At 70.7% G+C, this 21914-nt stretch carries 14 protein-coding genes and 1 pseudogene; 3 read left to right on the forward strand and 12 right to left on the reverse strand.

Annotated features, from left to right (window positions below):
* Nucleotides 1–4: 4 nt before the first annotated feature.
* From ACIGYR_RS17780 to ACIGYR_RS17795, 4 genes are all read right to left on the reverse strand, one after another.
* Nucleotides 5–2764: a restriction endonuclease gene (locus ACIGYR_RS17780; RefSeq protein WP_399598463.1), complete on the reverse strand. Its 2760-nt coding sequence runs from the start codon at nt 2762–2764 to the stop codon at nt 5–7.
* A 190-nt stretch (nt 2765–2954) separates the two neighbouring features.
* Complete coding sequence (locus tag ACIGYR_RS17785) at nt 2955–4400, reverse strand: aldehyde dehydrogenase family protein (protein WP_399598461.1); 1446 nt, start codon at nt 4398–4400, stop codon at nt 2955–2957.
* A gap of 534 nt (nt 4401–4934) precedes the next feature.
* Nucleotides 4935–6512 (reverse strand): PucR family transcriptional regulator, encoded by a 1578-nt coding sequence (locus tag ACIGYR_RS17790; RefSeq protein ID WP_399598458.1) that lies wholly within the window; start codon nt 6510–6512, stop codon nt 4935–4937.
* Nucleotides 6513–6619: 107 nt separating this feature from the next.
* Nucleotides 6620–8767: an ATP-binding protein gene (locus tag ACIGYR_RS17795; protein ID WP_399598456.1), complete on the reverse strand. Its 2148-nt coding sequence runs from the start codon at nt 8765–8767 to the stop codon at nt 6620–6622.
* A 303-nt stretch (nt 8768–9070) separates the two neighbouring features.
* On the opposite strand from ACIGYR_RS17795, the gene gabT reads away from it, so the two are divergent.
* A complete protein-coding gene (gene gabT / locus ACIGYR_RS17800; protein WP_391847346.1) occupies nt 9071–10405 on the forward strand; it encodes a 4-aminobutyrate--2-oxoglutarate transaminase in 1335 nt (444 codons plus the stop codon).
* A 661-nt stretch (nt 10406–11066) separates the two neighbouring features.
* Nucleotides 11067–11321 (forward strand): annotated as a pseudogene (locus tag ACIGYR_RS17805) (phosphatase PAP2 family protein); the annotation flags it as partial.
* Between the two features lie 67 nt (nt 11322–11388).
* Here ACIGYR_RS17805 and ACIGYR_RS17810 read toward each other — a convergent pair.
* The 8 genes from ACIGYR_RS17810 to ACIGYR_RS17845 form a co-directional block, all read right to left on the reverse strand.
* Nucleotides 11389–13194: a chitinase gene (locus ACIGYR_RS17810; protein WP_399598453.1), complete on the reverse strand. Its 1806-nt coding sequence runs from the start codon at nt 13192–13194 to the stop codon at nt 11389–11391.
* A gap of 84 nt (nt 13195–13278) precedes the next feature.
* Nucleotides 13279–13737, reverse strand: coding sequence for a hypothetical protein (locus ACIGYR_RS17815; protein WP_391847344.1), 459 nt, complete (start codon nt 13735–13737; stop codon nt 13279–13281).
* Between the two features lie 182 nt (nt 13738–13919).
* Nucleotides 13920–15350: an NAD(P)/FAD-dependent oxidoreductase gene (locus tag ACIGYR_RS17820; protein ID WP_399598450.1), complete on the reverse strand. Its 1431-nt coding sequence runs from the start codon at nt 15348–15350 to the stop codon at nt 13920–13922.
* Between the two features lie 36 nt (nt 15351–15386).
* The gene (locus ACIGYR_RS17825; RefSeq protein WP_399598446.1) at nt 15387–16187 is read right to left on the reverse strand and encodes an ABC transporter permease; all 801 of its coding nucleotides are present in this window, start codon (nt 16185–16187) and stop codon (nt 15387–15389) included.
* Complete coding sequence (locus ACIGYR_RS17830) at nt 16188–17117, reverse strand: ABC transporter permease (protein WP_399598444.1); 930 nt, start codon at nt 17115–17117, stop codon at nt 16188–16190.
* Nucleotides 17117–18280, reverse strand: coding sequence for an ABC transporter ATP-binding protein (locus ACIGYR_RS17835; protein WP_399598441.1), 1164 nt, complete (start codon nt 18278–18280; stop codon nt 17117–17119). The genes ACIGYR_RS17830 and ACIGYR_RS17835 overlap by 1 nt, the downstream gene beginning before the upstream one ends.
* Nucleotides 18277–19524 (reverse strand): spermidine/putrescine ABC transporter substrate-binding protein, encoded by a 1248-nt coding sequence (locus ACIGYR_RS17840; protein ID WP_399598439.1) that lies wholly within the window; start codon nt 19522–19524, stop codon nt 18277–18279. Before ACIGYR_RS17840 ends, ACIGYR_RS17835 begins: the two co-directional genes overlap by 4 nt.
* Nucleotides 19525–19577: 53 nt before the next feature.
* Nucleotides 19578–21113, reverse strand: coding sequence for a gamma-aminobutyraldehyde dehydrogenase (locus ACIGYR_RS17845; RefSeq protein ID WP_391847338.1), 1536 nt, complete (start codon nt 21111–21113; stop codon nt 19578–19580).
* Nucleotides 21114–21321: 208 nt separating this feature from the next.
* On the opposite strand from ACIGYR_RS17845, the gene ACIGYR_RS17850 reads away from it, so the two are divergent.
* Nucleotides 21322–21885, forward strand: a complete 564-nt coding sequence (locus tag ACIGYR_RS17850) for an NADAR family protein (protein ID WP_391847337.1) — start codon at nt 21322–21324, stop codon at nt 21883–21885.
* The last annotated feature ends 29 nt before the right edge of the window (nt 21886–21914 follow it).

Consider the following 21914-nt stretch of genomic DNA (forward strand, 5'->3'; position numbering starts at 1 on the left):
GCTGTCAGACCGGCTTGTCTCCCTGCAGCTTCGCCAGCTGTTCCGCGGCCGAGGACACACCGGCGTCCAGCGCCTCGCGCAGGGCGCGTTCCGCTCCCGTCAGGTCCCCCCGGCGCTGCCGGAGTCGGGCGACGGTCACCAGCAGTTCCACCTCACCGCGGATGATGAGCCCGGTCAGCAGGTCTTCCGCCGCCTCCGGCTCACCCCGATCCGCGCGCGCCCGTGCGAGTGCTCGCAGAAGGTCCGGGGAGCCACCGGCCAGTTCCTCGGCTTGCCGGGTCCGCCCGCTGGTCTCCAGGATGCGCACCAGGTGATGCGCCGCGTAATCCTGTCCTTCCCGGAGAGCACGCCGGTAGAGACGTTCCGCTTGCCTGTGGTTGTCTTCCTTCTCCCTCAGAGCGGCCAACTCCAGCAAGGCGTCGTCGAGACCGAGGTTGTACGCCCTCCAGAACAACGCGGCGGCCGAACGGTGGTCGCCCTTGCTGCGACGGATCATTCCCAGCCCGCGCAGGGCGTTCGTCTCGCCGAGAGAGACGGCGACCTCGCAGAAGTGATCAGCTCGGACGGAGTCGCCCTCCTCCTCGTGGATCCAGGCCAGTTCGCGAGGAGCATGGGTGTCACCCGCTGCCATCGCGTACAGGAGCACGTCGACCGCCCGCTGCGTGTCCTCGTACCGATACCTCCAAGCCAGCCCGGTGAAGGCTTCCGTGTTGCCGGCTTCGAACGACCACCTGGTGAGGAGCAGAGCGAGCTCATGCCGGCCGCGGCCGGCCAGCCAACGAGCCTGGTACTCGACAGCCCGGGCGCCGAAGAAGCCACGCTTGAGCACGCTCGCGTAGAGTTCGGCCGCGGCCTTGCCCTGTCCCCGTTCGCTCAGGACGGAGGCGATTCCCACGACCGCGTCGAATCCTTCGCCGGCCTGTGCGGCCTTGCGGTACCACGCCTCCGCGTCGTCGAGTCGCCCCGCCCCCTCGTGGCGCCAGGCAAGGAAGATCTGAGCGTGGGCATCGCCGGCTTCGGCCGCCAGCTCGTGGTAGGGCAGCGCATCCTCACCCTTGCCATGCTTCGCGAGCCATTCGGCAAACGCGAAGAGGGCCGCACCGTCCCCTTCCGCTGCCGCCGCCATGGCCAAGGACTCGGCTTCCGTGGTCCGGCCACGGGCCAGAGCCGCGCGTGACAAAGCGGCCTTGTCCTTCGCGCCGACGGAGTGCTGTTCGCCCGCGGCCCAGAACTCCCCGGCCGGGCACACCGTCCGTCGGTGGCGCCACGCATACATTTCGATGAAATCCGACAGTCGGAAATGACTCGGATTCTGTGCGTCCGTCGCCGAGAAGCCGGGAACCGGTGCCAAGGGGCCACGGACGCCACGACACGGGGCCGACAGATACTCCACTGCCTGTCGGAACCAGTGGCGAGGCGCCACGTCGCGCTGCAACGGCGTGAGGTACGCCGCTGCAGCGGCCTCGAGAAAGGCAGCGGGCAGATCGAGGCCGTGGCCGAACCGGCGGGCGTCCATCGCCGCCTGCAGCACCGCGCGGGCTGTCGGAGACCCCATCTCGTAACGCTCGAGCTGGGCGGGGCCACCGGCCAGATACTGGATCACATGTCCGCTCTCGGCCAAGCGTGCGGCCTGCAGCATTCTGTCGTCGGTCCGGCCAGGCTCCGCCGCGAGGGTGCGGAGTTCGTCCTCGCTGAAGGTCTCCGGCACCCGGATGCAGTCCCTGGCCAGCAGGGACCTTGCACGGATGCGTTCATTTCGTGGCGCCATGGTCATCGCGGCCCAGTGCTCGTACCAGGCCGTGCCGAGAATGAGTACCGGCGCCCGCTCAGAATCGTGCAACAGCTGGGCGAGCCTCCCGGCGACCTGCTCGTCCCGCACGGGGCTGTCGGAGAGGAGGTACCGGTTGATCTCGTTGAGCCACAGGACCGTGCGAGGCGCCACCGAGTCGAGCGAGCGCAGCAGGTCGTCCTGGCCGGCCGGATGCCACAGCCGCCAGTCCTCCGGCAGACGCTTGACGGCCTCATAGGCCGCACGGGACTTTCCCGTGGACGAGTCACCGACAAGTACCTTGATCACGCTGCGCCCACCACGTGCCCGGTCCACGGCGGTGTCGAGCAGGTCGTCGAACGACCGGTGGAAGTACCTGGGGAGCGGGCTGTCCTGTGTGTCGTCGTCGCCGACGGAGATCGCCTCATGGATCTCCAACCCGAACGGGTCCGCAGCGACGAGCGGAATCCCCGGCTCGGCGGGGCCCGCCGTGGCGAAGAACGCTGACAGCGCGTCGCTGTCACAGAACCGGCGGACCACCCCGTCTCCGAAGTAACGGGCGACGATGCGCGGCTGACCCCGCAGAAGGTGACCCAGATGTTCGGCGTCCCAGATCTCGCCCAAGGTCAGGTCCGGGTACCGGTCCTGGTAATGGTGAGCTACGTCGCGTACCTGGGTTCGCGTCCCCCGGCAGGAGGTCACGACAACCAGACGCGTGGCACCGTGGGGGCGCAGCCCTCGAACAAACGCGTCCAGGGCCTTTCTCGCACTCGCCTCGGTGAACTGTGCCACCTGCTTCACCTGGAAGGCGGACCAACTCCCGTCCGGTGCGCGTCCGGCGATGTCGATGCCGCCCTGTGCCTGCCCCGGCGTTCCGTAACGATGGCATGGGGACAGGTGCTCCACCGCCTGGACGAGTTCCCACACCAGCTTCTCGAAGTCGTCCCAGGGCATGTCGTGGAACGGAAGTGAGCTGATCTTCCCGTCGATGACCACGGGCTGCCGTGCGGGTCGGGCCACGCTGCCTCCGTGGTGGGTCGGACTGCCGCACAAAGACTAGACAGGCCGACTGACAACGGGGAAAGAGTCCGTCCCCCGTGGAGGACCGTGGCGAGATCAAGAAGAACGGCCGCAGCCCCCGCACAGTGGGCTGCGGCCGTTCTGTTGCTGACCTGTCCGTGGCAGGTCAGAGCGCGAGACCGGTGAGGACCAGCACGCGCTCGTAGGTGTAGTCCTCCATCGCGAACCGGACGCCTTCGCGGCCGACGCCGGACTGCTTGGCGCCGCCGTACGGCATCTGGTCGGCGCGGTAGGACGGGACGTCGCCGATCACCACACCGCCGACCTCGAGGGCGCGGTGGGCACGGAAGGCGACCTGGAGGTCGTGGGTGAACACGCCCGCCTGGAGACCGTACTTGGAGTCGTTGACCGCGGCGAACGCCTCGGCCTCGCCGTCCACCTTCGTCACGGTGAGGACGGGACCGAAGACCTCCTCGCAGGCGATCGTCGCGGTCGCCGGTACGTCGGTGAGGACGGTCGGCGCGTAGGAGGCGCCGTCGCGGTCGCCACCGGTGAGGAGCGTGGCACCGGCCTCGACGGCCTCCTTCACCCACGACTCGACGCGCTTGGCGGCGTCCTCGCTGACCAGCGGGCCGACATCGGTCTTGTCGTCGGTGGGGTCACCGGTGACCTGGGCCTCGACGGCGGCGACGATCCGCGGCAGCAGCCGGTCGTACACGGACGCGTCGGCGATCACCCGCTGCACCGAGATGCAGGACTGGCCACCCTGGTAGTTGGAGAAGGTCGCGATGCGGGTCGCGGCCCAGTCCAGGTCGGCGTCGGAGGCGTAGTCGCCGAGGACGACCGCGGCTCCGTTGCCGCCCAGCTCCAGCGTGCAGTGCTTGCGCGGCACCGAGTCCATGATCGCGTAGCCGACCTTCTCGGAGCCCGTGAAGGAGATGACCGGCAGGCGCTCGTCCTGGACGAGGGCGGGCATCTTGTCGTTGGCGACCGGGAGGATGCTCCAGGAGCCGGCCGGCAGCTCGGTCTCGGCGAGCAGGTCACCGAGGATCAGGCCGGAGAGCGGGGTGGCCGGGGCCGGCTTCAGGATGATCGGGGCGCCGGCGGCGATCGCCGGGGCGACCTTGTGGGCGCACAGGTTCAGCGGGAAGTTGAACGGCGCGATGCCGAGCACGACCCCCTTCGGGAAACGCCGGGTGAGGCCCAGGCGGCCCTGACCGCCGGCGTCGGTGTCGAGGCGCTGGGCCTCGCCGCCGTTGAACCGGCGGGCCTCCTCGGCGGCGAACCGGAACACGGAGACGGCACGGCCGACCTCACCCCGGGCCCACTTGATCGGCTTGCCGTTCTCGGCGGAGATCAGCTGGGCGATCTCCTCCGTGCGCTCGGCCAGACGCTTGCTGACGTGGTCGAGAGCGGCGGCACGCGCATGCGCCGGGGTGGCGGCGAACTCGTCCCGCACGGCGTACGCGGCGGCCACGGCCTCCTCGACCTGGGCGTCGGTCGGCACGCTGACCTTGCCGACGAGCCGGCCGTCCCACGGGGAGGTGACGTCGAAGGTGTCCTCGCCGGTGACCTGGCGGCCGGCGAGCCAGAAGGCATGGGTGGAAGTCATGTACGAGTCCCGGCCCTTCCGCGTTGGGGGGTGTGCTTGGTTTGCGTGCTCCACGGTAGGGCGGGGGCGGCCGGGGGTCGTTTGTCCGAGTCGTAGCAGTCGCGGTGGGGTCCACGCCGCTTTGGCGCGATGGGCCGGCTTCCGGCCGCCCGCGAGAGCGCGTGGGGACGGCCCGGCCGGCCGTCCCTCTCCCCCGGCCGGAGAAGTCGACGGGGCGGGCCGGAGCCGGGCGGTGTCACCCGCACCTCACGCCCCCACTGAACAGGCCACCCACCGACACCACACAGGCCCCTCCGAACCCGCCGACCTCGGCAGGAGCACTCAACCGAAGGGGCCTGCTCGGCTGGGGGGCACCCAGAGCCGGAGGGCACCCACGACCCGGGGCACCCTCAGCCCGAGGCGACCCCGGAGGCACGCCCAGCCGGAGGCCGCCCCGACCGGAGACCCGCTCAGCCAGGACCACGCTCACGCACCCGGCGCCCGCCTCACGCGCCCGGCGCTCACGCTCACGCGCCCGGCGCCCGGCGCTCACGCTCACTCGCCTGACGTCGCTTTCAACGCGAGCCAGAGCTCCATCCGGACGTCGGGATCGTCCAGGCTCCGACCGAGGATCTCCTCGACCCTGCGCATCCGGTACCGCAGCGTGTGCCGGTGGACCCCCAGGTCGGCCGCTGCCGCGTCCCACTGCCCGTGCCGCGACAGCCACGCCCGCAGCGAGGCGACCAGATCCCCCCGCCCGGTCGCGTCGTGCTCGTGCAGCGCCCGCAGCAGCCCGTCGGCGAACGCCTTCACCGCGTCGTCGGCCAGCAGCGGCAGCACCGACCCCGCGGCCAGTTGCTCGTGCTCCACGAACACCCGTCCCCGCCGTCGCGCCACCGACAGCGCCTGCTGGGCCTGCTTGTACGCCGCTGCCGCCGCGATCGGCCCGGCGGGCGCCGAGAGACCGACGACGAGTTCGTCCTCGTCCGCACGCCCCTGCTCGGGCACCGCCCGCTCGGCCTCCCGCGCCGCCGCGTACGCGGCACACGCCGCCACCGCCGTGCCCTCGTCGGCGGCCAGCACCACCAGCCGCTCCCCCTCCGGCACGACCAGCACGGCCTCCCCGGACCGTGCCGCGGCGGACTCCACGGCCTCCGCGAGTTCGCTGAGCGGTTCGCCCGCCGTACCGGACCCGGACTCGGCGACGATCATCCGGAACGGGGCGTCCAGCAGGCCGCCGTACAGGTCCCCGGCGACGGCGCGCGCGTGGTCGGGTTCGCCGGCGAGGAGCATGCGCAGCACCGCCGTACCGACACGCTGCTCGGCCGCGTGCAGGGAGCGGGAGCGTTCGGTGGTGAGGGTGAGCAGGGCGATGGCGGAGTGGACGGCGTACCGCTCGGCGGTGCCGAGCGTGGCGGCCGTACCCACGGCGAGGGCCGCCCGCGGCCGTCGGCCGGTTCCGAGGGAGTGGAGCTCGACCCGGTCCTCGTGCTCGGGGCCGCCGACCACGGCGGACGCCGGGGCGGGCCGCTCCCGCAGCCGTTCGACCTCAGCGGTGAGGCGGGCGGCGCGGCGGCCGGCCCACTCCGGCGCGGCGGCGACGACGGCGCCCGAGGCGTCGTACAGCGCCGCCCAGCCGTCGACCTGCGCGGCGAGCGCGGTGAGGACTCCCTCGGGGCCGGTGGTGAGCGCCTGTCGCGTCAGCTCGCGCTGGGCGGCGAAGCCGGCCGTGACCGCGCGGTACTGATCGGCGGCGATCGCCGCGGAGACGGCCTTGCTGATGGCGAGGAAGGGGGTGCGGCGGGGCACCTCCAGCAGGGGCAGCCCCTCCTGCGCGCAGGCGTCGACGAGGGGCTTGGGGGTCTCCTCGTAATTGACGCCGACGGCGAAGCCGAGCCCGACGACTCCCGCGCCGACCAGTCGGCGTACGTACCGCCGCATCGCCTCGGGATCCTCCGCGTCCAGCTTCAGCGCGGTGATCAGCAGCAGCTCGCCGCCCTCCATGTAGGGCACGGGGTCGGCCAGCTCGCTGACATGCGCCCAGCGGACGGGCACGTCCAGGCGGTCCTCGCCCGCGCGCACGGTCAGCTTGAGCGCGGAGTGGTGGACGAGCGAGGCGAGAGTCGGGGGCATGGGGCCTTCACGGTGAGGGAGATCCGGCGATCGCGGTGATCTTTTGGCCGCCGCGTATGAACGGCCTACGCCGATTCTGCCTCACCGTACGACGGGCCGTCGGCGGCTCACCCCCGCAGATCCACCAGCAATGGCGGCGCGTGCTCGCCCTGCACGGTGGTCAGCGACAACACCGCATGCCCGGGCGGCACCCCATGAGCCAACTCGGAAGCCGACCACCGCTCCCGCTCGACCTGCCGAACGGTGACGGCGCGGGCGGTGGGCGCCTGGCCGGTGATGACCCGGCGCAGCATGTGCACGGCCTTGCCGGCCTGGGTCTCGGCGATGATCTGCCGGTCGGTGACGTCCCGGGTCTCGGTCCACTCCTTGCCCCACACCTCGGCGAAGTCCTGTCCGTCCCAGGGGGTGAGCCCGGACAGCGCCACCCTGCAGCCCGTCGCACCGAGCAGCGGGCCGCGCAGCGGTCGGGGCGCGTCGTCCAGGGTGCGCAACGTGAGCACCACTCCGGCGTTGGCGCTGCGCAGTCGCTGGATGCCGCGCACGGATTCCGGCGTGACGACTCCGCTGGCATCGTCCAGCAGCAGGCAGGCGAAGAGCGACCGGTCCTCCCGCACCGTCACGGAGGCCGTGAACTGGGCGAGCACCAGCCGGGCCAGGATCCGGGAGGCGTCGGCGTGGCCGCGTTGGGGCAGGTCGATGCGGACCCGGACGGGGTGGTCGAGCGCCCTGAGCGAGAACGGCCGGCCCTGACCGGAGGTGTCGAAGAAGGCGGCGAAGGCGGGCCGGTCGAGCAGGGCGATCCGGTCGGCGAGGACGGTGCCGACATCGCCCGGGTGGGCCATCTGACGCTCTCGGGCATCGAGTTCCCTGAGCAGTGACGCGTGTCCGGTGTCGGTCAGTCCCTTGCGCAGCGCGGCCAGCGGGCCGGGGGCGCCGTCGAGCAGCTGACGCAGCTCCGGCACCGAGGGGAAGCGGTCGTGGACGGCGCGGAAGGGTCCGAGCAGCTGGGCGAGGACGGTGGTGGAGCGGCGGCTGTCGCTGCCCGGGTGCGGGTCGGCGAGGTCACCGACGAGGGCCTCGGCGAGTATGGCGGCGGCCTCGTCGGGGTCGGTGGTGCCGCCGTAGAGGTCGAGGTCGTACACGGAGTCGGGCTGGCCGACGCGTACGACGACGTCGTAGTACTCGGCCGGGCCGAGCCCGGCGCCCGCCGCGCCGACCACCACGACGGTGGCCCTGCCGGCCAGGGCGTGCAGGCACAGGGACTCCGCGAGCGGTCGCACCAGGGCACCGGTCTTCCCGGAGCCGGCCGGGCCGACGGCGAGCAGGGAGGTGCCGAGCAGGTCGGGCCCGAGGGCGAGTCCGGCGCCGCGGTAGTGGTAGGGATTGCGGGGATCGTCGGCGGTGGTGCCGAGCCGGACCTGGCCGGTGAGCAGGTCGTGCCGGGCGTAGCGGGCGGGCAGGTCGCGTTCGCCGGAGGGGTGCAGGCAGGCGGCGGCGCCGTCCTTCAGTACGGCGCCGGTGAAGGTGGCGAGGCTGTGCCGGCCGGACCGTACGCCCTGCCAGGCCCGGCTGATCCGCGCGTGGTCCACATCCCGCATGAGCCCGGCCCGCGTCTCGGCGGCAAGCCGCTCGGCAGCCTCGTAGGCCCCGGCCTGCCGCAGCTGGGGCCACCCGGCGGGGTCGTCCTCGGGGGAGGGCGGGTGCTCGGTCGTGGGCGCGGCGCGGCGCCAGGCGCCTGGTCCGTAACGGCGCCAGACCTCGCCCCAGCGGCCGAGGCGGCCGACGACCAGCAGGATGGCGATGGCGATGACGGTGTAGTACGAGTACCAGAGGATCGCGTTGCCGACGCGGTCGTTGCCCTGGCGCCAGGAGTCGGGGGTGAACAGGTCCAGCGGCAGCACCCACCAGGTGCCGAGGTAGCCGTTCCACAACAGGGACCACACCAGCCAGCCCACCAGGAAGGCGATCACCGCGCCGCTGAGAAGCTGCCGGGAGGGAATCCGCTCGGGCTCCTGCTCGGGCCGCGGCCGGTGGCCGAAGCGCCAGACGCCCGGTGCTGCCTCCGGGCGGGGGGTCCGCAGCCAGGTGAGGAAGGGAGAGCCGTCCGGTTTCGGCGGCGCGCCGGGTGGCATGGAGGGCGCCGGTGGCATGCCCGGCGGCATGGGCGGCACCCCCGCCCCCTCGGGTGGCGCCGTCGGGCGCGGTACAGGGTGTGGGTGCGTGCCGCGGGTGTCCCGCGTTCCGTCGCTTTCCATCGACCTTGCCCCCTGACCAGCCGTTCCGTCCGCCGTTGCGTCCGCCGTTGCGTCCGCCGTCAGCGAGTCAATCTAACGCCCCGGCAAGGGGAGTTCACCGCTTACGTGGCCGAGAGGGGCCGGGCCCGCCCGGGCGGCCTATGTCCACCGCGGACAACGGCAGGCACCGACAACGCCCACATGGAGCATGCCCACCCTCCGGAACCGGTCTTAGCCTGCGAGAAAAGAAGGTATGCGTCCGTAAACGCACCGCCCGGAACCGCCCGGGACCGCCCGGTACGCAAGATCATCAGGGAGCCCCCCATGACCGCACTTCCGCAGGAGCGCCGCGTCGTCACCGCCATCCCCGGCCCGAAGTCGCAGGAGCTTCAGGCCCGCCGTACCGCCGTGGTCGCGCAGGGCGTGGGCTCCGTACTGCCCGTGTTCACCGCGCGCGCGGGCGGCGGCATCATCGAGGACGTCGACGGCAACCGCCTGATCGACTTCGGCTCGGGCATCGCCGTGACCTCCGTCGGCGCGTCCGCCGAGGCCGTGGTGCGGCGCGCGAGCGCCCAGCTCGCCGACTTCACCCACACCTGTTTCATGGTCACCCCGTACGAGGGATACGTGGAGGTCGCGGAGGCGCTGGCCGAGCTGACCCCGGGTGACCACGCCAAGAAGTCCGCGCTGTTCAACTCCGGCGCCGAGGCCGTCGAGAACGCCGTGAAGATCGCGCGTGCGTACACCAAGCGCCAGGCCGTCGTGGTGTTCGACCACGGGTACCACGGGCGGACCAACCTGACCATGGCGCTGACGGCGAAGAACATGCCGTACAAGCACGGGTTCGGGCCGTTCGCGCCCGAGGTGTACCGCGTGCCGGTCGCCTACGGCTACCGCTGGCCGACCGGGCCGGAGAACGCCGGCCCCGAGGCCGCCAAGCAGGCCATCGACCAGATCACCAAGCAGGTCGGCCCGGACAACGTCGCCGCGATCATCATCGAGCCGGTCCTCGGCGAGGGTGGCTTCATCGAGCCGGCCAAGGGCTTCCTGCCGGAGATCGTGAAGTTCGCCAACGACAACGGCATCGTCTTCGTCGCCGACGAGATCCAGTCCGGCTTCTGCCGCACCGGCCAGTGGTTCGCCTGTGAGGACGAGGGCATCGTGCCCGACCTGATCACCACCGCCAAGGGCATCGCCGGCGGTCTGCCGCTCGCGGCCGTCACCGGGCGCGCGGAGATCATGGACGCCGCGCACGCCGGTGGCCTCGGTGGTACGTACGGCGGCAACCCCGTCGCCTGCGCCGGTGCGCTCGGCGCCATCGAGACCATGAAGGAGCTGGACCTCAACGGCAAGGCCAAGCGCATCGAGGAGATCATGAAGGGTCGCCTCACCGCCATGGCCGAGAAGTTCGACATCATCGGTGACGTGCGTGGCCGCGGTGCCATGATCGCCATCGAGCTGGTCAAGGACCGCGGCACCAAGGAGCCCAACCCGGAGGCCACCGCGGCTCTGGCCAAGGCATGCCACGCCGAGGGCCTGCTGGTCCTGACCTGTGGCACCTACGGCAACGTGCTGCGCTTCCTGCCGCCGCTGGTCATCGGCGAGGACCTGCTGAACGAGGGCCTGGACATCATCGAGCAGGGCTTCGCGCGCATCTGAGCGATAGGTCTGCACCTCTGAAGGGCGCCTGCGGCAGGTGTGTGAAGAAGGTGTGCGGGGTGGATGACGGGAGCGGATTGCGTCTGCCCAAGCGGCCCGGCCTGCCGTAGGTTCATCCCAGATGAGAGATACACCCCGCCCACAGGGGACTGTGGGCGACTCCAGGCCGGGGCCTCCCCAGCTTCGACCTGGTCGTGCCCTCGCGCACACAACCGGCGCCTGACGCCGGGATCTCCTCACCGATCGGACGGTCGCCGCCCCAAACCCCCCGGGGCGAGCGACGTTCCGGTCCGGTCGGCCGCCCCGGAACCACCCCCCCTGTTCCGGGGCGGCCGACCTCCTCCCCGCACGCGGGGGTTCGTCTGCGAAGCTGGGCGCCGTGTCGACCGTAGTCCGCCGCGTCCTGCTCCTGGTCCTTCCGGCCGTCCTGCTCGCCCTGATCACCTGGCAGGTCGTGGCCGACGGTCCGCTGCTCGGCCCGGACGCGCGTCTCAGCCGGGCCCTCGTCCATCCGGACCGGTTCTCCGAGCTGCTGTCCGACCTCGGCGGCATCCAGGTCGCCGTCCCGGTGCTGGCGCTCGCCCTGGCCCTCGCCCTGTGGCGGGGCCGGGCGGCCGGCACGGACCGGTGGTGGCTGCCGCCGCTCGCCGCGGCCGTCCTGATGGCGCTGGTCCCGGTGATCGTCGTACCGCTGAAGGACTGGACCGCGCGGCCGGGGACCCCCGTGGTGCCCCCGGCGGTCGGCTACTTCCCCTCCGGGCACACGGCCACGGCGGCCGTCGCCTACGGCTCCGCGACCCTGCTCCTGCTCCCCTGGCTGCGCTCGCCGGCCGCCCGCCGCTCGCTGGTGGCCTGCTGTGCGGTGCTGGTGCTCGGGGTGTCGTACGGCCTGGTCCGCCGGGGCTGGCACTGGCCGCTGGACGTGGTGGCCAGCTGGTGTCTGGGCACCGTGCTGCTGACCACCCTGTCCCTCGTCTTCGGCCTCAGCCGAAGTAGGCGTCGAAGTTCTTCTGGAACTCCCAGTTCGCGTACCGGTCCCAGTTCACCGACCAGGTCATCAGACCGCGCAGGGCGGGCCAGGTCCCATGGATCTGGTACGAGCCGCAGTTCGTCTTCTTCGTCAGGCAGTCCAGGGCCTTGGTGACCTCGGACGGGGAGACGTAGCCGTTGCCCGCGTTCGTCGACGCCGGCATGCCGATGGCGACCTGGTCGGGGCGCAGCGGCGGGAAGACGTTGTTCTGGTCGCCGGCGACCGGGAAGCCGGTCAGGAGCATGTCGGTCATGGCGATGTGGAAGTCGGCGCCGCCCATGGAGTGGTACTGGTTGTCCAGGCCCATGATCGGGCCCGAGTTGTAGTCCTGGACGTGCAGCAGGGTGAGGTCGTCGCGCAGGGCGTGGATGACCGGGAGGTAGGCGCCGCAGCGCGGGTCCTGGCCGCCCCACTTGCCGGTGCCGTAGTACTGGTAGCCGTTCTGCACGAAGAAGGTCTCGGGGGCCATGGTCAGCACGAACGAGGAGCCGTACTTGGCCTTCAGGGTCTTCAGGGCCGAGATGAGGTTCACGATCACGGGGGTGGTCGGGTTCTTGAAGTCCGTGTCGTTCGCGTTCAGCGACAACGAGTGGCCCTCGAAGTCGATGTCGAGGCCGTCGAGACCGTAGGTGTCGATGATCTTCGAGACGGAGGAGACGAAGGTGTCGCGGGCCGCGGCCGTGGTCAGCTGGACCTGCCCGTTCTGACCGCCGATCGAGATCAGCACCTTCTTGCCGGCCGCCTGCTTGGCCTTGACGGCCGCCTTGAAGTCGGCGTCGCTCTCCACGTTCGGGCACTCGGTGACCGGGCAGCGGTTGAAGCGGATGTCGCCGGAGGTGACCGAGGTGGGCTCGCCGAAGGCCAGGTCGATGACGTCCCAGCTGTCGGGGACGTCGGCGAGGCGGGTGTAGCCGGCGCCGTTGGCGAAGCTCGCGTGCAGGTAGCCGACGAGCGCGTGGGCGGGCAGGCCGCCCGATCCGCCGCCGCCGGCGCTGGTCGTCGCGGTCACGGCCGTGGACTTCGCGGACTCGCCGGCGTCGTTGGCCGCGGTGACCTGGAAGCTGTACGCGGTCGAGGCCGTGAGCCCGGACACGGTCGCCGAAGTCCCGGAAACCGTCTGCGCCTTGACCCCGTCGCGGTAGACCGCGTAGCTCGTCGCACCGGTCGCCGCCGACCAGGACAGGCCGACGGAGGACGAGGTCACGGAGGTGGCCCTGAGGCCGGCCGGCGCGGCGGGCGGCTGTCCGGTGCCGCTGCCGCCGGGGCCGATCAGGGTGATGTCGTCGGCCTGGTAGACGCCGGTGCCGTACCAGCCGTGGGTGTAGATCGTGACCTTGGTGGTGGCGGCGCCGGTGCGGAAGGTGGTGCTCAGCTTCTGCCAGTCGGGTGCGGACTGGGTCCAGGTGGAGACATCGGTGGTGCCGGTGCCGCTCGCGCCGAGGTAGACGTAGGAGCCGCGGACGTAACCGGACAGGGTGTACTGCGCGTTCGGCTGGACGGTCACCGTCTGGGCGCACTGGGCGTCGTCGCTGCCCGCGGGCGTCGCCTGAAGGGCCGAACTCCCGCTGTGGACGGGCGTGTTCACCGTCGTACCGGCGGTGCAGGTCCAGCCGGTCAGGCCGGACTCGAAGCCGCCGTTGGTCGCGACGTCCGCGTCGGCCGCACGGGCGGCCGACGAGAGCGCGGTGATGCCGGGCACGGCCAGCAGTGCGGCCGTGAGCACGGCGAGGACGGATCTGGGACGTCTGGCGCGGTCCACAAGGGCCTCCGTGGTCGGGGAGTTGGGGGAGCGGAGCGCACACAACTTGGTCCAGACCAATCCTCTTGTCAAGGTGTCCGGACGCTACCCGCCCTCGCCCCTCTCCCGGGCCGGCCCCGCCGCCGCCTCGTGCATCGCCAGTTCCAGCAGCGCCGGGTCGGTCAGCATGCCCGAGCCGTCCGGCGGCACCAGCCAGCGCACACCGCGGGTCGCCCGGCCGGGATACGGCACGACGATCCAGGTCCCCGCTCCGGCGGTACGGATGCCGGTGCCCAGCCAGCGGGCCGCGGTGCCCGGGGGCACGAAGAACCCGACCCGGTTGTCGCCGAAGTCGACGAGCACCGGGCCGGGTCGGTCCAGGATCCGGGTGAGTACGTCCAGGGTCGGATAGCCGAGGTCACCCGGCAGGATCAGGACGTCCCACGCCTTGCCGGCGGGCAGCAGGGCGACCCCGAGGGGGTTGCGTTCCCACTTCCAGCGGCAGGTCTCGGGGTCCGGTGCGACGGATGCCAGCCATTCGACCGCCGTCTTCGCCCCAGTCATCAGAAAGCCTCCCTCTCTCGCGCGCTTGCACGTGCGACGCGGTCGCGCCAGGAGAAGAGAGGGAGGCCGCCGGGGGGCATTACGCGGGTTCGGTCAACTTGTTGTGGTGAACCGGCTCGCGCCCCGCCGCGCGTGGGGCGGCTCGCGCCCGCCGCGCGTGGGCCGGCTCGCGCCCGGCCGCGTCAGCTGTCGAAGCCCAGCCCCAGCCGGTCCATCGTGCGCAGCCATAGGTTCCGCCGGCCGCCGTGCGCGTCCGCGCGGGCCAGGGACCACTTGGTGAGGGCGATCCCGGTCCAGGCGAAGGGCTCCGGCGGGAACGGCAGCGGCTTCTTGCGGACCATCTCCAGCCCGGTCCGCTCGGTGCGCTCCCCGTCCAGCAGGTCCAGCATCACGTCCGCGCCGAACCGGGTCGCGCCGACACCGAGGCCCGTGTAGCCCGCGGCGTACGCCACGCGGCCGTCGTGGGCGGTGCCGAAGAACGCCGAGAAGCGGGAGCAGGTGTCGATGGCGCCGCCCCAGGCGTGGGTGAACCGGACGCCCTCCAACTGCGGGAAGCAGGTGAAGAAGTGACCCGCGAGCTTGGCGTACGTCTCGGGCCGGTCGTCGTACTCGGCGCGCACCCGGCCGCCGTACGGGTAGATCGCGTCGTAGCCGCCCCACAGGATGCGGTTGTCCGCGGACAGCCGGAAGTAGTGGAACTGGTTGGCGCTGTCCCCCAGCCCCTGCCGGTTCTTCCAGCCGATCTCCGCCAGCTGGCCGGGCTTGAGCGGCTCGGTCATCAGCGCGTAGTCGTAGACCGGGACGGTGTACGACCGCACGCGCCGCAGCAGGCTCGGGAAGATGTTCGTGCCGAGCGCGACCCTGCGCGCGCGGACGGCGCCGTACGGCGTGCGTACGGCCATCCCGGCGCCGTAGCTCTTCAGGGTCAGGGCGGGCGTGTGCTCGTACACCCGCACCCCGAGCCTGATGCACGCCTCCTTCAGGCCCCAGGCCAGCTTCGCCGGGTGGAGCATGGCCACGCCCCGGCGGTCCCACAGGCCCGCCTCGAAGGTGGGCGAATTCACCTGCTCGCGCACGGCGTCGGCGTCCAGGAACTCGATGCCGTCGGCGAGCCCCTGCTCCGCCAGCTCCCGATGCCAGTCACGCAGTTCCCACGCCTGGTAGGTCTCGGTGGCGACGTCGATCTCGCCGGTGCGCTCGAAGTCGCAGTCGATGCCGTGCCGGGCTACCGCGGCCTCGATCTCGTCGAGGTTGCGCCGGCCCAGCTCCTCCAGCTTGTGGATCTCGTCCGGCCAGCGGCTGAGGCCGTTGGGCAGGCCGTGGGTGAGGGAGGCGGCGCAGAAGCCGCCGTTGCGGCCGGAGGCGGCCCAGCCCACCTCGCGGCCTTCCAGGAGCACCACATCGCGCTGCGGGTCGCGCTCCTTGGCGTTCAGCGCGGTCCACAGCCCGCTGTAGCCGCCGCCGACGACCAGCAGGTCGCAGGTCTCGGTGCCGGTGAGGGCGGGCTCGGCGGGTGGCTTTCCGGGGTCTTCCAGCCAGTACGGAACCGGCTGGGCTTCGGAGAGTGAGGCGATCCAGTTGTCTTGGCCACGGCTCATGGCGCTTGGGGCCATGATTTCAACTCCCTACAGAGGACTTGCCGAAAAGGGCTATGCCTTTTGCTTGTTCCGGCGATTGCCGGCGACCATCGAGGTCAGGACGAGGAGAACGGCGATGAGGAACATGGCCGTGCCGATCACGTTGATCTGCACGGGTGTTCCGCGCTGCGCCGACCCCCATACGAACATCGGGAAGGTGACGGTCGAACCGGCGTTGAAATTGGTGATGATGAAATCGTCGAAGGAGAGCGCGAAGGACAGCAGCGCGCCCGCGGCGATTCCCGGTGCCGCGATGGGCAGGGTGACCCGCAGGAAGGTCTGCACGGGGCCGGCGTACAGGTCCCGGGCGGCCTCCTCCAGACGCGGGTCCATCGACATCACGCGCGCCTTGACCGCGGTGACGACGAAGCTGAGGCAGAACATGATGTGGGCGATCAGGATCGTCCAGAAGCCGAGCTGCGCGCCCATGTTGAGGAACAGGGTGAGCAGCGAGGCGGCCATGACGACCTCGGGCATCGCCATCGGCAGGAAGATCAGCGAGTTGACGGCGCCGCGCGCGCGGAAGCGGTAGCGGACCAGCGCGAAGGAGATCATCGTGCCGAGGATCGTGGCGCCGACCGTCGCCCAGACGGCGATCTGGAGACTGAGGGACAGCGAGCCGCACATGTCGGCGACGCCGCACGGGTCCTTCCAGGCGTCCGTGGAGAACTGCTGCCACTCGTAGTTGAAGCGCCCCTTCGGTTTGTTGAAGGAGAACACCGTGACGATGACGTTCGGCAGCAGCAGGTAGGCGAGCGTCAGGAGCCCCGCGATGACGACGAGACGGCGCTTGAGCCAGTTGACGAAGGGCATTTAGACCAGGTCCTCCGTCCCGGACCGGCGGATGTAGATCGTGACCATGGCGAGGATCCCGGCCATGAGGATGAACGAGAGGGCGGCGGCCGTCGGATAGTCCAGGATGCGCAGGAACTGCGTCTGGATGACGTTTCCGATCATGCGGGTGTCGGTGGAGCCGAGGAGTTCGGCGTTGACGTAGTCACCGGCCGCCGGGATGGAGGTCAGCAGCGTCCCGGAGACCACGCCCGGCATGGACAGCGGGAAGGTGACCTTGCGGAAGGTGGTCCACGGCTTGGCGTACAGGTCGCCGGCCGCCTCGTGCAGCCGGCCGTCGATCCGCTCCAGCGAGGTGTACAGCGGCAGGATCATGAACGGCAGGAAGTTGTACGTCAGGCCGCAGACGACCGCGAGCGGGGTGGCCAGGACCCGGTCACCGGCCGTCCAGCCGAGCCAGTTGGTGAGGTCCAGCACGTGCAGCGAGTTCAGGGTGTGCACGACCGGGCCGTTGTCCGCGAGGATCGTCTTCCAGGCCAGGGTGCGGATCAGGAAGCTGGTGAAGAACGGGGCGATCACCAGGATCATGATCAGGTTCTTCCAGCGGCCCGCGCGGAAGGCGATCAGGTACGCCAGCGGGTAGCCGAGCAGCAGGCACAGCACGGTCGCGGCGGCGGCGTAGAAGACGGACCGCAGGAACTGCGGCCAGTATTCGGTGAGCGCGTGCCAGTAGGTCGCGAAGTGCCAGGTGACCTTGTAGCCCTCTTCGAGGGAGCCCTGCTGGACGGAGGTGGATGCCTGGTAGATCATCGGCAGCGCGAAGAAGATGATCAGCCACAGCATGCCGGGCAGCAGCAGCCAGTACGGCGTGAACCGGCCTCGCTTGCGCGGGGCCTTCGGCTCCGGCTCGGCGGGGGCGAGTGGTGGGGGCGCCTCGGTGAGCGTCGACATCAGGCCGCCGCCTCTTCCTCGGTGCCCGCGTCGATGTCCTGGGCCGCGTCCAGGCCGAAGGTGTGGGCCGGGCTCCAGTGCAGGACGACGTCGGCGCCGGGGACCAGCCGGCCGTCGCGCTCGACGTTCTGGACGTACACCGCGAACTCGTCGCAGACCGGGGTGTCGATCACGTACTGCGTGGAGACGCCGATGAAACTCGCGTCGGCGATCGTGCCGGTGATGCGGTTGCGGCCCTCGGGGACGGCGCCCGCGTCGTCGGCGTGCGTGAGGGCGATCTTCTCGGGGCGGATGCCGACCAGCACCTTGCCGCCGGCCGTCGTGGGGGCGGAACATCGCGCCTCGGGCAGCACCAGCTTGCCGCCGCCCGCCTTGAGCACGATGTCGTCACCGTTCTTCGTGTCGACCTCGGCCTCGATGAGGTTGGAGGTGCCGAGGAAGTTCGCGACGAACGTGGTCCGCGGGTTCTCGTACAGATCGGTCGGCGCGCCGAGCTGCTCGACCCGGCCCCCGTTCATCACGGCGACCGTGTCGGCCATGGTCATGGCCTCCTCCTGGTCGTGCGTGACATGGACGAAGGTGATGCCGACCTCGGTCTGGATGCGCTTGAGCTCCAGCTGCATCTGACGGCGCAGCTTGAGGTCGAGGGCGCCGAGCGGCTCGTCCAGCAGGAGCACCTTCGGGTGGTTGATCAGCGCTCGGGCCACGGCGACACGCTGCTGCTGGCCGCCGGAGAGCTGGTGCGGCTTCTTGCGCGCCTGCTCACCGAGCTGGACCAGCTCCAGCATGTCCTCGACCTGCTTCTTCACGCTCTTGATGCCGCGCCGGCGCAGGCCGAAGGCGACGTTCTCGAAGATGTCGAGGTGCGGGAAGAGGGCGTAGGACTGGAACACCGTGTTGACCGGCCGTTTGTACGGCGGCAGGTGGGTGACGTCCTGGTCGCCGAGGCGCACGGCTCCGGAGGAAGGTTCCTCCAGGCCGGCGATCATGCGCAGGGTGGTCGTCTTGCCGCAGCCGGAGGCGCCGAGCAGGGCGAAGAAGGAGCCCTCGGGCACGGTCAGGTCCAGCGGGTGTACGGCGGTGAAGCCGTTGTCGTAGGTCTTGGAGATACCGGAGAGGCGGACGTCGCCGCTGTTGTCTGGTGTCGTCTTCATCGTCGTCACGCCCCTGTGAGCTTCGCGAACTTCTCTTCGTAGGCCGTCTCTTCCTTCTGGCTCAGGGAGCGGAAGGCATGGGACCTCGCCTGCATGGCCTTGTCGGGAACGATCAGCGGATTGTTCGCCGCATCCTTGTCGATCTTCGCAAGGTAGGGCTTCACCCCGTCGACCGGAGTCACGTAGTTGATGTAGGCGGCGAGCGCGGCGGCCTGGTCGGGCTCGTAGTAGAAGTCGATCAGCCGCTCGGCGTTGGTCTTGTGACGCGCCCTGTTGGGGATGCACAGGTTGTCGGTCGACGTCACGTAGCCGCTGTCGGGGATGACGAAGTCCACGTCCGGGCTGTCGGACTTCAGCTGGACCACGTCACCGGCCCAGGCCACGCAGGCGGCGAGGTCGCCCTTGGTGAGGTCGGAGGTGTAGTCGTTGCCGGTGAACCGGCGGATCTGACCCTTGTCGACGGCCTTCTGGAGGCGGGCGATGGCCGCGTCGAAGTCGTCGCCGGTGAAGCGCGCGGGGTCCTTGCCCATGTCGAGCAGGGTCATGCCCATGCTGTCGCGCATCTCCGACAGGAAGCCGACGCGCCCCTTGAGCCGGGGGTTGTCGAGCAGGTCGGAGACGGACTTCACCTCGATGCCGTCGAGCGCCTTCTTGTTGTAGGCGATGACGGTGGAGATGCCCTGCCAGGGGTACGAGTACGCCCGCCCGGGATCCCAGTCGGGGTCGCGGAACTGGGGCGACAGGTTGGTGTACGCGTGCGGCAGGTTGGACGGGTCCAGTTTCTGGACCCAGCCGAGCCTGATCAGCCGGGCGGCCAGCCAGTCGGTGAGGACGATGATGTCCCGCCCGGTGTCCTGGCCCGCGGCGAGCTGCGGCTTGATCTTGCCGAAGAACTCGTTGTTGTCGTTGATGTCCTCGGTGTAGTTGACCTCGATCCCGGTCCGCTTGCGGAAGGTCTCCAGCGTCGGGTGGTGCTTGCCGCTGTCGTCGACGTCGATGTACTCGGTCCAGTTGGAGAAGTTCACGCTCTTCTCCCGGGCCGAGTGATCCTGGGCCGAGGTGCCGCCCTGCGTCTTGCCCGCCGCGGGGATGCCGCAGCCGCTCAGCGCCCCGAGGCCGCCGGCCGCGAGCGCGCCGCCCGCGGTGGCCCGCAGCAGTGAGCGCCGGGTCAGGGCGGCCCGGCCGCTTCGCATGCTGCGTCGCATGGCGGCCACTTGGGGCGGGGTCAGGCGGTCGGGCTCGTACTGCTCCATGCGCGTGGTGCCCTTTCGGGAGGAATCGGCCTGGTCACTGGCCTGGTCGTTCTCTAGCGGTCCCCGAAGATCGTGCGGTGCCAGTCCTTCTCGGCCACCGCCGTGTTGTCGAACATTACGTGCTTGACCTGCGTGTATTCCTCGAAGGAGTACACCGACATGTCCTTGCCGAAGCCCGATGCCTTGTAGCCCCCGTGCGGCATCTCGCTGATGATCGGCACATGGTCGTTCACCCAGACGCAGCCCGCCTTGATCTCACGGGTCGCCCGGTTCGCACGGTAGACATCGGTGCTCCACGCGGACGCGGCGAGGCCGTACGGGGTGTCGTTGGCCAGCCGGATTCCCTCATCATCACTGTCGAACGGGAGTACGACCAGTACCGGACCGAAGATCTCCGACTGGACGATCTCGCTGTCCTGGGCCGCGTCGGCGATCAGGGTGGGCCGGTAGTAGGCGCCGTTCTTCAGGTCGCCCTGAGGGACCTCGCCACCGGTCACCACGCGCGCGTAGGCACGCGCGCGCTCCACGAAACCGGCGACCCGGTCGCGCTGGACGTGCGAGATCAGCGGTCCGAGGTCGGTACCGGCCCTGAACGGGTCCCCGAGCCGCACGGTCTCCATCAGTGCGGCCGTCCGCTCCACGAACGCCTCGTAGAGCGGACGCTGCACGTACGCGCGCGTGGCGGCCGTGCAGTCCTGCCCGGTGTTGATGAGCGAGCCCGCAACCGCGCCGTGCGCGGCGGCCTCCAGGTCGGCGTCGTCGAAGACGACGAAGGGCGCCTTGCCGCCCAGCTCCAGGTGCAGCCGCTTGACGGTGGCGGTGGCGATCTCGGCGACGCGCTTGCCGACGGCGGTGGACCCGGTGAAGGAGGTCATGGCGACGTCGGGGTGGCCGACGAGGTGCTCGCCGGCCTCCTTCCCGGTCCCGGTGACGATGTTGATCACACCGTCCGGGATGCCGGCGTCCGTGGCGGCCTGGGCGAACAGCAGCGACGTCAGCGGAGTCAGCTCGGCGGGCTTCAGGACGATGGTGTTGCCGGCGGCGATCGCCGGGAGGATCTTCCAGGCGGCCATCTGCAAGGGGTAGTTCCAGGGCGCGATGGACCCGACGACCCCGATGGGCTCGCGCCGGATGTACGACGTGTGATCCCCGGAGTACTCGCCGGCGGACTGTCCCTGCAGATGCCGGGCGGCGCCCGCGAAGAAGGCGGTGTTGTCGATGGTCCCGGGCACGTCGAACTCGCGGGTGAGCTTGAGCGGCTTGCCGCACTGGAGCGACTCGGCGCGGGCGAGGTCCTCGGCACGGTCGGCGAGCACGGCGGCGAACCGGTGCAGGGCGTCCGAGCGCTCGCCCGGCGTGGCGGCGGCCCAGCCCGGGAACGCCTCACGCGCGGCGGCGACGGCCGCGTCGACGTCGTCGGCGCCGGCCAGCTCGTAGGTGTACACCTCCTCGCCGGTGGCCGGGTCGACCACGGCGTGGTGGCGGCCCGAGGTGCCCTTGGTCAGCCGTCCGGCGATGAACTGCGCGCCGTCCGCGAACCGGTCCTGCGCGGGGAATCGTTCCGGGGTGGCGGTGCTCGGGTTGTGCATGTCGCTCTCCTCCGCCGTTCGCCCCGTCCCGGGGGTGGGTGGCGTAGCTCCAGCTCGATTTGAGTGCCGATCCTGACAGAGCCATAGGGCTCCAACAAGTGATTCCGTTGTTGCCTTTTGGTTACGCGACGGAATCTGTCGACCAGGTGTCGAGTCACCAGGGAAAAGGACGGACGGAGTGTCCGTGGTGCGTGCCACACTCGCGTGCATGGCGAAGATCGACGGGTTGGAAGCCCTGATCAGGGAGGTCCGGGCCGGGTCCCGGATCAGGTACCTGCACTTCTGGGGGCACCGCCCGCTGCCGGACGGCCGCGTCGGCGCGAGCTGTCTGAGCCAGTGGTGGCCGTCACCGTTCGTAGTGGACGGTGTGGAGTACGCGACGGCCGAGCACTGGATGATGGCGGGCAAGGCCCGGCTGTTCGGGGACGCGGAGGCGGAACGCCGGGTGCTGGCGGCGGAGCACCCCGCCGAGGCGAAGAAGGCCGGACGGCTGGTCCGGGACTTCGACGAGGAGACATGGGAGCGGGAGCGCTTCCGGCTGGTGGTCGAGGGCAGCGTGCACAAGTTCACGGCCCATGACGACCTCGGGCTGTTCCTGCTGAACACCGGGGACCGGGTACTGGTGGAAGCGAGCCCCGTGGACCGGATCTGGGGCATCGGCCTGGCGGCGGACGACGAGGCGGCCTCGGACCCGGAGCGGTGGCGGGGGCCGAACCTGCTGGGCTTCGCGCTGATGGAGGCACGGGAGCGGTTGGCGGGGGCCGGAGCGTAGCCCTGCGGGGCTCTGGCCGGGGCGGGGCG

The organism is Streptomyces sp. NPDC053076, from assembly GCF_044546845.1.
Lineage (GTDB): Bacteria > Actinomycetota > Actinomycetes > Streptomycetales > Streptomycetaceae > Streptomyces.